The organism is Azoarcus sp. PA01 (assembly GCA_001274695.2).
In the GTDB taxonomy this organism is placed as follows: domain Bacteria; phylum Pseudomonadota; class Gammaproteobacteria; order Burkholderiales; family Rhodocyclaceae; genus Aromatoleum.
In genome coordinates this window covers 121,006-136,148 of sequence record LARU01000001.1, presented here as the reverse complement: position 1 = coordinate 136,148, position 15,143 = coordinate 121,006, and the positions used below count along the sequence as shown (strand labels likewise).

The following is a 15,143-nucleotide window of genomic DNA, read 5'->3' as shown; positions in this document are numbered from 1 at the left end:
TGGCAGGAGCCCGTGTCAGGCTGCGACCGCAGGCAGGCTGACGTTGGAATTGTCACCAACTTCGGCGAGCGTTTCCAGCGTCATGTAACGGCGCTGCAGGGCCCATTCGTCGTTCTGCTCGAGCAGCAAGGCCCCTGCCAGACGGTAGATCGAGGCCTCGTTCGGGAAGATGCCAACGACGTCGGTACGGCGCTTGATCTCGCCGTTGAGGCGCTCGAGCGGGTTGGTGCTGTGGATCTTCGTGCGGTGCTCCTTCGGGAAGCTCATGTGTGCCAGCACGTCGTCCTCGGCCTCGTCCATCAGCTTTCCGATCTTCGGAAAGCGCTCGCGTAACTGGTCGGCGACCGTGCGCCATTGGTCACGCGCTGCGCGCTCGGTGGTCTGGGCAAAGATCGTCGCGACCAGGGCGGAGACGACACGGCGTTGCCCGGCCGGCGCATGCACGAGCACGTTGCGCATGAAATGCACCCGGCAGCGCTGCCAACTGGCCGAGATCACCTTGCGCACGGCGGCCTTGAGCCCCTCGTGGGCGTCGGAGATCACCAGCTTGACGCCGCGCAGCCCGCGCCGGGTGAGGCTGCGCAGGAACCCGGTCCAGAACGGCTCGGCCTCAGAGGCGCCGACCTGCATGCCCAGCACCTCGCGTCGTCCATCGGTGTTCGCACCGATGGCGATTATGGCGGCCACCGAGACGATCCGGCCGGCCTCGCGCACCTTCAGGTAAGTGGCGTCGATCCACAGGTAGGGCCAGTCGCCCTCGATCGGGCGTTGCAGGAAGGTCTGCACCCGCTCGTCGATCTCGGCGCACAGGCGCGAGACCTGGCTCTTGGAGATCCCGCTCATGCCCATGGCCTGCACCAGATCATCGACCGAGCGGGTGGAGATGCCCTGCACGTAGGTTTCCTGGATCACCGCCGCGAGCGCTCTCTCGGCGGTACGCCGCGGCTCCAGGAAGGGCGGAAAGTAGCTGCCCGTGCGCAGCTTCGGGATGCGCAGCGCGACCGTGCCGGCACGCGTGTCCCAGTTGCGGTCGCGGTAGCCGTTGCGCGAGTTGGTCCGCTCTTCGCTGCGTTCGCCGTGCGCTGCGCCACAGCGATTGGCCACGTCCAGCTCCATCAGGCGCTGGGCGACGAAGCCGATCATCTCGCGCACGATGTCGTCGGCGCCGGCCTTCTCAAGCAGCTCGGAAAGCTGCATCCTGTCTTGGGTCATCGGGGTCTTCCTCATGGTTCGGTTGAAGTGTCGCGACTCCTACCTTACCGAAGATCTCCGATGACCCGCCGACTTCGCGCCCGCCGTGGTGGCCCTGCAGGGCCACCACGGCAAACACTTCACTCCCTCACGCTGTTACACCACTTCTCGGGACACCGCCCCGGGCAACCCATTCTTAGTTGTCGCAACTGACTCTGCAATCCTAGATGGGCACAATGAATCGCCCCGGGTTTTGCGGAGGCTCCAACTCTTGAGAAGATGGAGCCCATGAAAAAGACAGCGAAGTTCTCCCCCGAGGTCACCGAGCGCGCCGTGCGTATGGTGTGTGAGGCCAAGGGTCAGTACGAATCCCAGTGGGCGGCGATCGTCTCGATCGCGGCAAAGATTGGCTGCACGGCGGAGACACTGCGCCGGTGGGTTCGCCAGCATGAGCGCGACACCGGCCAGCGCGAGGGGCTCACGAACGCCGAGCAGCAACGCATCAGGGAACTCGAGCGCGAGGTCCGCGAGCTGAAGAAGGCCAACGAGATCCTGCGCCTGGCCAGCGCGTATTTCGCGCAGGCGGAGCTCGACCGCCGCAACAAGTGATGAACGGTTTCATCGACACGCACCGCGAGCACTTCGGGGTCGAGCCGATCTGCAAGGTGCTGCAGGTCGCCCCGTCGGCTTATCGACGTGCCGTGGCGCGCCGGCGCGATCCGGCTTTGCGCTGTGCGCGGGCCCGTCGCGACGCGATGCTGGAGGACCACATCGAGCGGATCTGGCAGGCGAATCTGCAGGTGTATGGAGCGCGCAAGGTATGGCGGCAGTTGCGGCGCGAAGGCCTTGAGGTCGCCCGCTGCACGGTTGAGCGGTTGATGCGTGTCAAAGGGCTGCGCGGCGCCATGCGCGGCAAGGTCATGCGGACTACCCGGCCGGATCCTGCTGCTCCTTGTCCGCTCGATCGCGTCAATCGTCAGTTCGCCGCGCAGCGCCCGAACCAGCTCTGGGTTTCCGACTTCACCTATGTCTCGACCTGGCAGGGTTTCGTGTACGTCGCCTTCGTCATCGACGTCTTCGCCCGCTACATCGTAGGTTGGCGCGTCAGCCGGTCCATGCGCACGGAGTTCGTCCTCGATGCGCTGGAACAGTCCCTGTGGGCGCGCCAACCCGAACGTAATGCTTTGATTCATCATAGCGATCGCGGCTCGCAGTACGTCTCGATCCGATACAGCGAGCGACTGGCAGAAGCGGGCATCGAGCCGTCGGTCGGCAGCCGGGGCGACAGCTACGACAACGCGCTCGCCGAAACCATCAACGGGCTCTACAAGGCAGAAGTCATTCACCGGCGTGGGCCCTGGAAAAGCGTCGAAGCGGTCGAGCTGGCCACCCTCGAATGGGTCTCGTGGTTCAACCATCACCGGTTACTTGAGCCGATCGGGTACATTCCCCCAGCCGAAGCCGAGGCAAACTATTACCGCAGCCTTGGCGAGCAGGCGGTCGCCGCCTGACTCACACAAAACGGCCTCCGCGAAACCCGGGGCGATTCACCTTCGCAACCCATTGATTCGTATAGGACGCGTGCGAAACCGCCTTCCGCACGAACAGAGAGTAGAGAGCCCTCTCTGCCTCATTTTTATGTAATTTATGACGAATGTAGGCTTCCAGGTGCGACCGCACCTTTCGCACGCATCGCTGGAACCCGCGCCACGGCTGGCGTTTCGGGCAGATAAGACAAAGCCCGGAGCAAGTCCGGGCTTTGAGGGTATTGGTGGTGCTGGGTTGACTACCGAAGAATCGCTCTTGGGGCAGGTGGGTAATGGCAAGCAATGCTGCGGACGTGCGTCGGTTCTCATCCAGGAATGGCTTCAGACCTGAGTTGCTACCCTTTCCATTACCCTTACTAAAGGGTAATTACCCCTTTTCCCGCCACTTCGCCGCCCGCCCCCGCCCCACACCCGCCCCTTACTTTCGACGTTGCGGGTGGCCTAGTGCTCATGCAATACCCGCCATGCGTAATGCAGCAGACTAACGTGCCAGACACTGGGTTACGCGATAAGAATATTTCTCGGGCAAATCATTTTTCCACGAGTCGAGCAGGGGGAAACTGCCCGCCATGTGCCGATGCCGCGAATTGGGAGCCATACGTTTGGGCAAGGGTTGCGCCAGACCTCGAACTCCAGCCTTCCGGCCTGACGGGGATCCGCATACGCCACGTAATCGGCCCGCTCATCCACCCATGTTTGAACATTGTTGTCGGTCAAGCATTGAAAGCCCAACGATTTCAGGCGCTCCTCAGCAAATGCAAGCTGCTCGCGCGAGCGCGACGGTGACCAAGAATAGCTTCCCTCATCCAGCAACTTCGGCTCCTTACCAGGTGACACACGGTACAGCGTTTCCGTCTTGCGTCTTTGCTATTCGCCCTGCGCGGGCAGCTTCTCCTTCCGGTGAATGCGTACTACCGATCCGATGCGCGGTCACCAGCGCCGACGGTAAGCTGTCGTTACCCGCAGTACATGAGGGAAAGCTCACGAAGTTGTATGGGATACTCGTGACACTCTTCGCTCGCTGCGCCGAATGTCCAACACCCTCGCCTACTACGCCGCAAACGCCGCGCGCTTCTTTGACGATACAGTCGCCGTCGACATGAGCGCACTGCACGCGCGCTTTCTCGCCCACGTCCCCGCCGGTGGCCTGATCCTCGACGCCGGCTGCGGCTCTGGCCGCGACAGCAAGGCTTTCATCGCCGCCGGCTACCGCGTTGCAGCCTTCGACGCCAGCCCGGAGCTCGCCCGCCTCGCCGCCGAACACCTCGGCGGGCCGGTCGCCGTCCGGCGTATCCAGGAAGTGGACGAGCAAGCCCGCTACGATGGCATCTGGGCCTGCGCAAGCCTGCTGCACGTGCGCGAAGCCGAAATCCCCGACGCCCTGCGCCTGCTCTGCCGCGCGCTCAAGCCTGGCGCCACGCTCTATCTTAGCTTCAAGCTCGGCGAGGGCGAGCGCACGCACGAAGGGCGGCACTTCACGGACGCGAACGAGATGCGGCTGCGCGGCTGGATCGCCGAGCAGGCGGAATTAGATGCAGTCGAATGCTGGACGACGGTCGACCAACGCCCCGGGCGTGAAGAACACTGGTTGAACGCGCTCGTGCGTCGTGCGGACGTCGCGAGCCGCAAACTCATCACGGGCGGCACCCCGAATCCCTTTCTGCCGCACCTGTGCGCCGCGATCGCCCAGGCCGACGAAATCGACCTCGCCGTGGCCTTCGTCAAGACCACCGGTCTGCGCCTGCTGCTGCCCGACCTGCATGCTGCGCTCGGCGTGGACGGCGAACGCGCGCGCCCTCCCGCTCGCCTGCGCATCATCACCAGCGATTACCTCGACGTCACCGATCCCGAAGCCCTGCGCCTGCTGATGCTGCTGCAGGAGCAAGGTGCACAAGTGCGCGTCTACGAGTCCGCTGGCAGCAGCTTCCACATGAAGGCCTACCTGTTCGCGCACCTCAAAGGCGACGGCGGACTGCATGGTGCTGCCTTCATCGGCTCCAGCAACATCAGCCGACAGGCACTGAAAGACGGTCTGGAATGGAATTACCGCGTCGATTACCCGGGCGACGACGGATTTTTGGAGGCCCGCGCGCGCTTCGAGGCGCTGTTTCGCGATCCACGCACCGCCTCGCTTAGCGACGCGTGGATCGATCGTTACGAAGCTCGCCGCATACGCGCTGAGCGCGTGGTCGCACCGGGGACCGAAGAGGTCGAAGCGCCACCGACACCCACACCGGTGCAAAGCAGCGCGCTCAAAACCTTGGCCGCCAGTCGTGCCGAAGGCTATCGCCGCGGTCTCGTCGTGCTCGCCACCGGCCTCGGCAAGACTTGGCTCGCCGCCTTCGACGCCGAGCAGACCGGCGCGCGTCGTGTGCTCTTCGTCGCCCATCGCGAGGAAATCCTCAGCCAAGCTGCCGAAACCTTCCTGCGCATTCGTCCGAAGGCGCGCGTCGGCTTCTACATGGGACAGGCACGCGACAGCCAGGTCGACGTGCTGTGCGCCTCGGTGCAAACACTGAGCCGCGCCGAGCATCTCGAGCGCTTTGCGCCGCAGCACTTCGATTACGTCGTCATCGACGAATTTCACCATGCCGCCGCGGCCACCTATCGCCGCCTGCTCACTCACTTCGCGCCGCAGTTCCTGCTCGGCCTCACCGCAACACCGGATCGCAGCGACCAATCGGACATTCTTTCGCTGTGCGACGACAACCTCGTCTACACCTGCAACCTGTTTGACGGCATTACCGCCAAGCTGCTCGCACCGTTCCATTATTTCGGCATCTACGACGAGTCAGTCGACTACCGCGAAATCCCATGGCGCTACGGCCGCTTCGACCCGGAGCAGCTATCGAACAAGCTCGCCACGCTCGCGCGAGCCCGCCATGCGCTCCAGCAATGGCGCGAGCGCGCGCAGCAACGCACGCTCGCGTTCTGCGTATCGATCCGACAGGCCGAATTCATGGCCGAGCAGTTCGGCCGCGCCGGGGTCTCCGCCGCCGCGGTGTACGGCGGCTCCCCGCTGAGCCGCGCCGAAGCGCTCGAGCGCCTCGCCGGCGGCCGTTTGCAGATCATCTTCTCGGTCGACCTCTTCAACGAGGGCGTCGACCTGCCGGCGATCGACACGGTGATGATGCTGCGCCCCACCGAATCCAAAATCCTCTTCCTGCAGCAACTCGGCCGCGGTCTGCGCAAAGCGGATGGAAAAGATAAGCTCGTCGTGCTCGACTTCATCGGCAACCACGTGAGCTTCCTGCACAAGCCACAAGCGCTGACCGGCATTGGCGCCAGTTATCGCCAGCTCGCCGACTTCGCGCGTAAGGTCGAGAAGAACGTGCTTGCTCTACCCGATGGTTGCTTCATCAATTACGACCTGCAACTGATCGACTTCCTGAAGTCGCTCGACACCGACGGCCTCGCCAAAGAATACGAGGCCCTGAAAAACGGTTTCGGCCGTCGGCCGACGCTCGCCGAGTTCTATCGCAGCGGTGCCAACGTCGGCCGCGCGAGGCAGCAGTTCGGCAGCTGGTTCGAACTCGTCGGAGAAATGGGCGACCTCGGCCCGGAGGAAACCGCGGTCGCAGAAAAGCACAAGGCGTTTCTGCGTGAAGTGGAAGTCACCCAGATGACGAAGAGCTTCAAGATGGTGCTACTTGAAGCGCTGCAAGAGCTCGACGGGTGGAGCACTCCACCCGGCCTGCCTGCACTCGCCGAGCGCTCCTGGCAAGTCTTGCAGCGTCGACGCCCCTTGCTCGTGGACCTCTCTGACACATCGACCGATTCAGCAGACGGCATCAGCGAGGCGTGGCAGCGCTACTGGCGAAGGAATCCGGTGAATGCCTGGGTCGGCGGCAATCAAGCCAATGCGAGTGCGAGGTTTTTCAGCATCGTGCAAGAGCGCCTGCAACCTGCTTTCGAGGTCGCCGCGGCAGACCGCGAGACCTTTGCCGCGCTGGTGCAGGAACTCGTCGACTACCGCCTCGCCGCCTACGAGGTCCGCCGCATCACCAGCACGCCGGTGCCCGGCAACGTCGTCCCCTTCCAACGTCCGGCTCCTAAGCGCACCGAACTACCTTACTTCCCGAACCTCAAGATCGCCTGCGGACATTTCCGCACCGGCAGCGCGGACGCCGAAGAGCACCGCAGCCTCGGACACCGCCACGGCCACCTCGACCCCGCCCGCAATTTCATCGCCCGCGCCTCGGGCAACTCCATGAACGGCGGCAAGAACCCCGTCCGAGACGGCGATTACCTGCTACTCGAACTCGTCGGCCCGACAAACGCAGGTTCGATCACCGGCAGCGTCATGGCGATCGAACGCCAAGACGAAGCCGGCGACAACCAGTACTTGCTTCGCGTGGTCACCAAAACGCGTGACGGCAGCTACCTTTTGAAGGCGAACAATCCCGACTACGAGGACCTGCTCGCCACAGACGACATGCGCACGCTGGCGCGCTTCAAGGAGGTCATCGATCCGCTCGAACTCGCGATTGGCGAACCCTTCATGCGCGAGGATATTCCGGCGCTGTTCGGTGAGACCTTCAACCCGGGAAGTTGGAACAGCGGCCATGTCGTGCTGAATGAGAAGAAGGCACACGTCCTACTCGTGACGCTGAACAAGCAAGGCAAGGCCGAAGATCACCGCTACCTCGACCACTGGATCGACGAGCACACCTTTCACTGGCAGAGCCAGAACTCGACAACGCCCGATAGCAAGCGCGGGCGGGAGATCATTGAGCATCGCAAGCTCGGCATTTCACTGCACCTGTTCGTGCGGGAAACGAAACTGGAGGGCGGGAGGGGGGCGCCGTTCATCTATCACGGGGCGGTTGAGTATCAGAGTCACAAGGGGAGTTCGCCGATTAGCGTGGTTTTCGGGGTCAGTGGATGAATGCGAGGGGCCGCTTATCGTCAATCTCTTATCGGAAAAACACTGGCCGCATGTCTGTTTGTCGGCCTGAGGGGCCATTGAGCCTGCGGCACGCGTCGGTCGGGAATGCGCTGGTTACCTGCCCTTCGTCTGCTTGTCGCGGTCAATGACCGCTTGTCACTTCAGCCTACAGTCGGATCCGATCCAACGCCGTCATTAAGCTTCGAGGAAAGCAGTCGCTCAAAGGTAAGCGTCCGCCCCAGACCGTCTTGACGTTCAGAGCTTGATTTTGTGCAGGCGCAAATCGACGGTCTCGATGTCGAAGGCGGTCGGGTCGAAGGACTTCCCGTGCCATGCGAGCATGGCGTGGTGCTCGGGATGGTTCGGGTCGGCCATCGCGGCGACGAAGTCCGCGTAGCCGGGTTCGCCACCGACATCCTCGGGCGGACTGGCATTGGCGCCGGCAAGGCAGAGCGCGGTGTTGAAGAGCGGGTCGGGCGGCAGGCGGCGTTCGACCCTGATGCGATGCTCCCAGTCGTCGCCGAAGTCATAGACGTAGCGAAACGACTTGGCGCCGCCCAGCGCAGTCGCGAGCCGCACGCGCTGTTCGGAGCGCACGGGTTCGAAGTCGTAATCGGGATCCGGGATGCCGTAGCGCTCGCCCGCGATCTCGAACTCGTGCAGGTGGCAGTCGAGCCAGCCCATCACGGCCTGGATGACCTGGTGCAGCTTCGGCAGCGTGAGGGTTTCCGGCACGACCACGCGGCGCCAGATGGCCGGTTTGATCCAGGCGAGTTCAATCCTCAGTTGCAGCCGGTGCGGCGCGGGCCGCGCCTTCGCAAGTCGTACGACAGTGCCCATGGTCAGGCCGCCTTGCGCAGGAGTTCGGATGGGTCGCGGTCCAGATTCCAGGGCAACAGTTCTTCGATCCGGTTGATCGGATGCTCACCGATGCGTCCGAGCACGTCGCGCAGGTACGCTTGCGGGTCGAGACCGTGGAGTTTGGCCGAACCGATCAGGCTGTAGAGGGCTGCTGCGCGCTCGCCCCCGGCATCCGAGCCGCCGAAGAGGAAATTCTTGCGTCCCAATGCCAGTTCCCGTTCATTCTGCCCATATCGGGCAGGAAGCTGAAGTCCATTATCGATGGCATCCGTTGTATGGGCGCCGCGTCAAGGTTCGCGACATCGAGCAGCGTGGCCGAGGCCACGTAGTTCACGTTGAATCCGACCCTTGCGTAGTCAAAGTAATTGCAGCATGGATGCTCGATCCTGCCGCGTGTTCAGCCATGAAACTGGGTGAGCCGAGGGTCACTGTGGCGGCGTTGTGCGATCTGCATCAACTGCTTGTCGATCGACATTTGCGAGGAAACTCGCCGGACGATTCCAACACCGTCCGGGAGAAACGCAATGGACAAGCCGCCCAACGTCGTTCCAGCAGGCCTGCAGTCGCCGTGGTCGGTGCCGCGACAAATGAACATGACGTTCGACCCCGTCGAACTTCAGGGGATGAGCTCGGCCCAGCGCACAAGGGCAATTACACATCTTGCGAGCCTGCTGATGCAGGCCGCCGGCGTCGTCACCGCGAAGGAGCATGACGATGACGAACATTGATCGTTTGCCAGCGCTTTTGCTCAATCGCAAGGCGGTAGTCTATGTTCGGCAGTCGACCCAGACTCAGGTCCAGATGAATCTGGAAAGCCAGCGCCGCCAATACGAACTGGTGGAAGAAGCAAAGCGTCGTGGATTCCGCGACATCGAGGTTATCGATGATGATCTGGGTCGATCGGCAAGCGGAATGGTGGCTCGGCCCGGGTTCGAGCGCCTTGTGGCATTGCTCTGTGCGGGCGAAGTTGGAGCTGTCCTTTGCCTGGACGCATCACGTCTCGCGCGCAACGGGCGCGACTGGCACCATCTGCTCGAACTTTGCGGCCTCGTAGAGGCGCGGGTAATCGACCTGGATGGATTGTACGATCCGTGTCGGCCAAACGACCGGCTGCTGCTCGGCATGAAGGGCAGCATCAGTGAATTCGAGCTCAACGTTCTGCGTACCCGCATGCTCGATGCCGCACGCGGCAAGGCTCACCGTGGCGAATTGCGGATCAGCGTACCGGTGGGTTACATCTGGCATCGAGAAGTTGGATTGGGTCTCGATCCGAACCTGCGATTGCAGGAAGTCATACGTCTGGTCTTCGCCCGTTTCCGCGAACTGGGCAGCGCACGGCAAGTGCTGCTGTCGCTGCGAGCCGAACAGGTTCACTTTCCGCGCCCCTCCGACGGCCGGACACTGACGCACTTCGACTGGACGCCGATACGCTATCGTAATGTGATCTCGGTGCTCAAGAATCCGTTCTACGCCGGGGCATACGCGTACGGCAAAAGCGGGAAGCAGACGGCAATCGTAGAGGGCCGCGCACGCAAGAGCTACAAGCACCGCAAACCGTTTGAAGAATGGGACGTGCTGCTCAAGGAGCACCACGAAGGCTACATCGACTGGACGGAATTCGAGCGCAATCAGAAGCAGCTCGCGGCCAACGCTTATGGCAAGGCGGGTGACGTGAAATCGGGTCGCGGCGGGCGAGCACTGCTCGCAGGCCTGCTTGCATGTGCGCGTTGCGGGCGCCGCCTGTCGGTGGCCTATACTGGCCGCATACCACAGCCGGTCTATCGATGTGACCGCTTCGACATGCCGCCCCGATGCATGAGCTTCGGCGGATCTCGTGTCGATGCTGCGATCGCGACAGAGCTTATGCGCGTTGTTGAACCCGTGGCGATTGAAGCAGCTCTTCACGCCGAGCAAATGCACATGGACATCCTGAACGAGCAGCGGCGGATTGTCGAACTCGAACTGCAGCAGGCTCAGTACGAAGCGACGCTCGCGGAGCGGCGCTATGCCGCCTGCGATCCCGATAACCGCCTGATCGCCGCGCAACTGGAGAAGAATTGGGAAACTGCGCTACGCCGCGTACAAACCTGCCAGGCACGCCTGGAATCGGTATGCACACCAGCGTCGGACATCCCCACCCCTGACTTTGCAGGGCTTGCCGAGGACCTCCATGCTGCGTGGAACGCTCCAGGCGTCACCATGCGCACGCGCCAACAACTGGTTCGTGCACTGATCATCGATATTGTTGCCAACGTGGACGAGACGGCGCGTGAAGTCATCCTGACGATCCATTGGCAAGGCGGCCAGCACTCACAGCTACGGATCCGCAAGCCCAAGTCGGGCGAGCATGGATGCTGCACGTCTGACGAAGCCCTGGCAGTCATTCGCAGCATGGCAACGCGGTGGTCGGATCAAGACATCGCTGCATCGCTGAACCGGATGGGGATCCGCACCGGGCAAGGCAAGACCTGGACTGCCCATCGCGTCAGCTCCCTGCGGCGGGTCCGCGGTATCAATGCCTACCGGTCGGCGCAGAAGAATGGCGAATGGTTGACAATGTCGGAGGCCGCGAAACTGCTCGGCGTCACCAACCACGCAATCCGTCGCCTGATCAAGGATCGGATTCTCCCCGCCGAGCAGGTAATGCCCGATGCGCCGTGGCAAATCCGCGCCAGCGACCTGCATACCGAGGCGGTTGGCGCCGCGTTGACCTGCAAACATCGCCCGTGTCGCAACGACGTCGAAGGACAACTCCCAATGTTTATCGAGGTTTCAGAAGGAGGTGCACAATGAACGCCCCGTCGCCACCGCCCGCAGGGCGCGCTCGGCGGCGTTGTTGTCGATCTCGATGCGGCCGTCTTCCGCATAGCGGACGAGCGCCTGCCAGTGGTTCAGGGCGTACTGGATCGCCTCGCTGATGCCGGACTTGCGCGACACGCGCCGGCTCTGGGTTTCGAGCCAGGCTTGGAGAGCCTCCAGCAGCGGGCGCGCCTGGCCCTGCCGCGCCGCGCGGCGAATCGGCGGTGGCTCACCGCGAATGTTTGCTTCGATGGCGTACAGCTGGCCGATCCGCGCGAGCGCCTCGGCGGCGATCGGAGAGGCCTGCGCCCGATGCACATCGAAGAACTTGCGGCGCACGTGCGCCCAGCAGCCAGCCTCCTGTACCCGCCCAGTGGCGTACAAGGGATGGAAACCGGCATAGGCATCCGCCTGCAGGATGCCGCAGAAGGCTCGCAGGTGACGCTGCGGATGCTCGCCCTTGCGATTGGGCGAGTACGCGAACCATACGGCCGGTGGATCATTGCTGCCCGCGGGGCGATCATCGCGCACGTAGGTCCACAGCCGCGCGGTCTTGGTCCGTCCTTGGCCGGGTGCGAGCACCGGCAGCGGGGTGTCGTCAGCATGGACCTTGTCGGCGGCGAGCACGTGGCGGCGCAGCGCCCCGACCAGGGGATCGAGCAGTTGTGCCGATTGCCCGACCCAGTCGGCGAGCGTCGAGCGGTCGAGCTCGACGCCGGCCCGAGCGTAGATGGCACTTTGCCGGTACAGCGGCAGGTGGTCGCAGAACTTGCCCACCAGCACGTGCGCCAGCAACGCCGGCCCGGGCAGTCCGCGCTCGATCGGCCGCGCGGGGCGGCCGCCTGCACGATGCGCTCGCAGTGCGAGCAGGCGAGCTTCGGGCGCACGTGCCGGATGACCTTGAAGTGCGCCGGCACGTACTCGAGCATCTCCGCGACGTCCTCGCCGAGCTTGACGAAAGTGCTGCCGCAGTCCGGGCAGTTGCCTTCGGCGGGCGAGTGTTCCACGGTCTCGCGCGGCAGGTGATCCGGCAAGGGTTTGCGGGCGGGGCGTTTCGGTGACGGAGCTACCCCGGACGTCGTGTCCGGCGAAACGTCTGCGCCCGCTTCGCGCCTGGCGGCCTCGATGCCCTCGAGGGCGAGCTCGAGCTGGGCGAGCGTGCCGTCCAACTGCTCGGAGCGGCGACCGAACTGCATCCGACGCAGCTTGGCGATGATCAGGTTCAGACGCGCGATCTCGGCCTGCTGGGCCGTCACCAGGGCCTTGAGCACAGCCTGGTCGTCGGGAAGGGGCGTCGTCGCGTGCATGACGAGAGTCTACGCGATGCTGCGAGGCGTGAACAGCCCCCCGTGCCCGATATGCCTCTTGACTTACGCCGCGCAGTCGGGCTGCCAGGTCCGCTCGGGCCGACGCCAGTCGATGCCCTCGAGCAGCATCGACAGCTGCGCCGTCGTCAGATGCACCGCCCCCTCGGTCGCCTGCGGCCAGATGAAGCGACCCCGTTCGAGGCGCTTCGCGAAGAGACACAGGCCGTCGCCGCTCCACCACAGCAGCTTCACGAGATCGCCCCGCCGCCCCCGGAAGATGAAGACATGCCCGGAGAACGGATTCTCGGCGAGCGCCCCTTGCACGAGCGCTGCCAAGCCGTCCATGCCGCGCCGCATGTCAGTGACTCCGGCTACGAGCCAGATGCGTGTGTGCGCCGGCAGGCCGATCATGCCCGCTCGGCCAGACAATCGAGGACCGTGCGCAGCGCCTCGCGACTGACCTCGCCGAGCACCCGCACGGTGGCGCCGCCCACGACGATCTCGAGCGCAGCCGCCTGCTCCACGCCCGCCAAGTCCTGCCTGGCCGTCGCCGACAAAGTCATCACCGGCAGCAGTTTCGGCATCATGCTCCCGCCAGGCGTCGCAGCCGCTACGTGCTCCGGTTGTGGCCTGCCGAACAGGCCGGCACGGTAGTGGCGGCGCCACTTGAACAGCAGGTTGGCATTGAGGCCATGCGCGAGCGCGAGCTTCGCCACCGAGATCCCCGGCTCGCACGCGAGGGCGGCGAGCTGGCGCTTGAAGTCGATCGGGTAGTTCGGACGCCCCTTGCGGGTTACCCGGGTGATGCCATTCGTGGCCAAAGTGGTCCCCACCAGATATTTGGTGGGCACCACTCTGGGGGAACCCAGTCAGGGACGGAAGACGGTGCTGGGCGGACGCTTACGCTCAAAGTGAAGGGAGGGGCAATGGGCCAGCTCCACCGGCGCGGCCTCCCAGTGGCGTAGCCGCCCTTCGACCACCCTGTTAGGCCTAGCGGTCGGAGTCGCATTCAAAACTTCTTCACGCAGCCAGCGATAAGGAAATTCATGGGGGACCCCTTCGAAAAGTAGTCCAAGACGTAGTTTCTCTCAGCGGCCTTGAGTGACCTCGACCCCATAGCTGACGCCCACGACAGCCAATCGGACTGACCAGTCTTAAGGTACTCACTTCGGATTTCTTTGAACCCAAAGCCTTGCTCAGGAATCTCTAGCACCTTCGCACGTGCTACTTTGAAATCCTGTGACAGCTCATAGAGCTTGATGAGGAGCTGCCCGTAGCAGCCGTGTCCCATAAGATGGTCTTCGACGATGCACGTGAGCCAGAACAGCTGGTACTCAAGAAAGAAGGTCTCGGTCTTGAGGTACCCAAGCAGGATGTCGGCCAAGTCGAACTTCTCAGAGATAGTGCCGCACACCGAATAGAGATGCTTGGAGAGATTGGGAAAGCGCCCCAGCAACGCAGGGATGTGCTCAAGAATACTGTCGCTATGGGCGCGCAGAAAACTCAGTATTAGGTCCGCATCCGACTCTTCGAGCGCCTCGTCCTTAAGCAACGCTAACAGGGCGTTAACTTGGTCGGCAGTCAAAGTCGATTCGATCTCAGTCTCGATCTCAACCAGGTCAACAGATGACGCCCCGTGAATCTCGTGAACCTCCTGGACGATCTCCTTCAATGACTCATGAATCTTGGAGAGCGTTTCTTCGACTCCAGTGACGCTTTTGTCGTAGCAGGTCTTTCCGGGGTTCACATTGAGTCCGTATTGCCCAAGAAGTTGCTGGATGCGAACGAAATCTTGTCGAAGCACGTCCGGCTTTTCATCAAACAAGGTGAAGTCGTCCATGAATCGGACCAAGCAGGATGACTTCACCTGACCTGCAAGATCAACGAGTTTGAGGAACTCGTTGCCGATCATCTTGCTTGGATAAATGCCCTGCGGAAGAAAGTCGACACTTCTTCCTGCGTTGATCTCACGTAGAAACTGACCCATTGCCTTGCTGTCTACGTCTGAGACGGCCGGGGCGGCGGCGAACCAATGCGCTATGTCGTGGTGATACAGGCTGTTGAAGTAAGCTGCTATGTCGAACTGTAGCTTGTGTGAGAAGGCCTTATCATTTTCAATGAGGCACTGCTTGTACTCTCCGTATGCTGAGTGCACCGACACGTGCGCACCGTCCTTGAACCGGTAGCCAAAACTCCGCCGGGTCTTGCTCACTTCAGGCCGAAAGATCGACCGGTTCCGGTAGCACACGTCGTACAGAAAATACTCTGCAACGGGGTCAAGCTTCAACGTCCTTCGAAGGTGTCCATGAGGCTTTGTCGCGTGCACCCTCTGCTGCGGCAGGAAGTTGTCCGCTTTGTTCTGCTCGTCCAGGACCTTCTGGTAGATGTATTCGCTGATCTCTGCTTCATGCCGCTCGGCCATGAGCAGATTCGTCTTAAGCGGAAAGAGCGTTGCCCCGAAATCTGCTTTGATGAAATCGAAAGTCGCGGTCATAAGGAAATTGCCTGGGCCCTGATTGCGAGGCCTAACTTTATTCTTAGGGAGACGGG

Annotated in this window: 9 protein-coding genes, 2 pseudogenes and 1 other annotated feature; of the genes and pseudogenes, 4 read left to right on the top strand and 7 right to left on the bottom strand. The window is 62.7% G+C overall.

Annotated features, from left to right (window positions below):
* Positions 1–15 precede the first annotated feature (15 nt).
* Positions 16–1,212, bottom strand: coding sequence for an IS256 family transposase (locus PA01_00665; GenBank protein ID KON82582.1), 1,197 nt, complete (start codon positions 1,210–1,212; stop codon positions 16–18).
* A 267-nt stretch (positions 1,213–1,479) separates the two neighbouring features.
* Between PA01_00665 and PA01_00655 the strand changes: the two genes are divergently transcribed.
* A protein-coding gene (locus tag PA01_00655) for an IS3 family transposase (GenBank protein ID KON82580.2) occupies positions 1,480–2,702 on the top strand; the annotation gives its coding sequence in 2 pieces (ribosomal slippage) (positions 1,480–1,762 and positions 1,762–2,702; 1,224 coding nt in all).
* Positions 1,758–1,874 (top strand) — a sequence feature (AL1L pseudoknot). (Overlaps the previous gene by 117 nt.)
* A 1,066-nt stretch (positions 2,703–3,768) precedes the next feature.
* The gene (locus tag PA01_00650; GenBank protein KON82579.1) at positions 3,769–7,626 is read left to right on the top strand and encodes a DUF3427 domain-containing protein; all 3,858 of its coding nucleotides are present in this window, start codon (positions 3,769–3,771) and stop codon (positions 7,624–7,626) included.
* A 255-nt stretch (positions 7,627–7,881) separates the two neighbouring features.
* Here PA01_00650 and PA01_00645 read toward each other — a convergent pair whose 3' ends face one another.
* Positions 7,882–8,466: a plasmid pRiA4b ORF-3 family protein gene (locus tag PA01_00645; protein ID KON82578.1), complete on the bottom strand. Its 585-nt coding sequence runs from the start codon at positions 8,464–8,466 to the stop codon at positions 7,882–7,884.
* A gap of 2 nt (positions 8,467–8,468) precedes the next feature.
* Positions 8,469–8,705 (bottom strand): annotated as a pseudogene (locus PA01_00640) (transposase domain-containing protein).
* Positions 8,706–9,011: 306 nt separating this feature from the next.
* Here PA01_00640 and PA01_00635 point away from each other — a divergent pair.
* Positions 9,012–9,215 carry a hypothetical protein gene (locus tag PA01_00635; GenBank protein KON82576.1) on the top strand — a complete coding sequence of 68 codons (204 nt, stop codon included), beginning with the start codon at positions 9,012–9,014 and terminating at the stop codon, positions 9,213–9,215.
* On the top strand, positions 9,202–11,280 hold the full coding sequence (locus PA01_00630; GenBank protein ID KON82575.1) for a recombinase family protein: 2,079 nt from the start codon (positions 9,202–9,204) through the stop codon (positions 11,278–11,280). Before PA01_00635 ends, PA01_00630 begins: the two co-directional genes overlap by 14 nt.
* On the opposite strand, the pseudogene PA01_00625 reads toward PA01_00630, so the two are convergent.
* From PA01_00625 to PA01_00610, 4 genes and pseudogenes are all read right to left on the bottom strand, one after another.
* A pseudogene (locus PA01_00625) lies at positions 11,281–12,593 on the bottom strand (IS66 family transposase).
* A gap of 63 nt (positions 12,594–12,656) precedes the next feature.
* Entirely contained in the window at positions 12,657–13,004 is a 348-nt protein-coding gene (gene tnpB / locus PA01_00620; GenBank protein ID KON82574.1) for an IS66 family insertion sequence element accessory protein TnpB, read from the bottom strand.
* Positions 13,001–13,447 (bottom strand): transposase, encoded by a 447-nt coding sequence (locus PA01_00615; protein ID KON82573.2) that lies wholly within the window; start codon positions 13,445–13,447, stop codon positions 13,001–13,003. Before PA01_00615 ends, tnpB begins: the two co-directional genes overlap by 4 nt.
* 155 nt (positions 13,448–13,602) lie before the next feature.
* Positions 13,603–15,087: a reverse transcriptase domain-containing protein gene (locus tag PA01_00610; protein ID KON82572.1), complete on the bottom strand. Its 1,485-nt coding sequence runs from the start codon at positions 15,085–15,087 to the stop codon at positions 13,603–13,605.
* Positions 15,088–15,143: the final 56 nt, after the last annotated feature.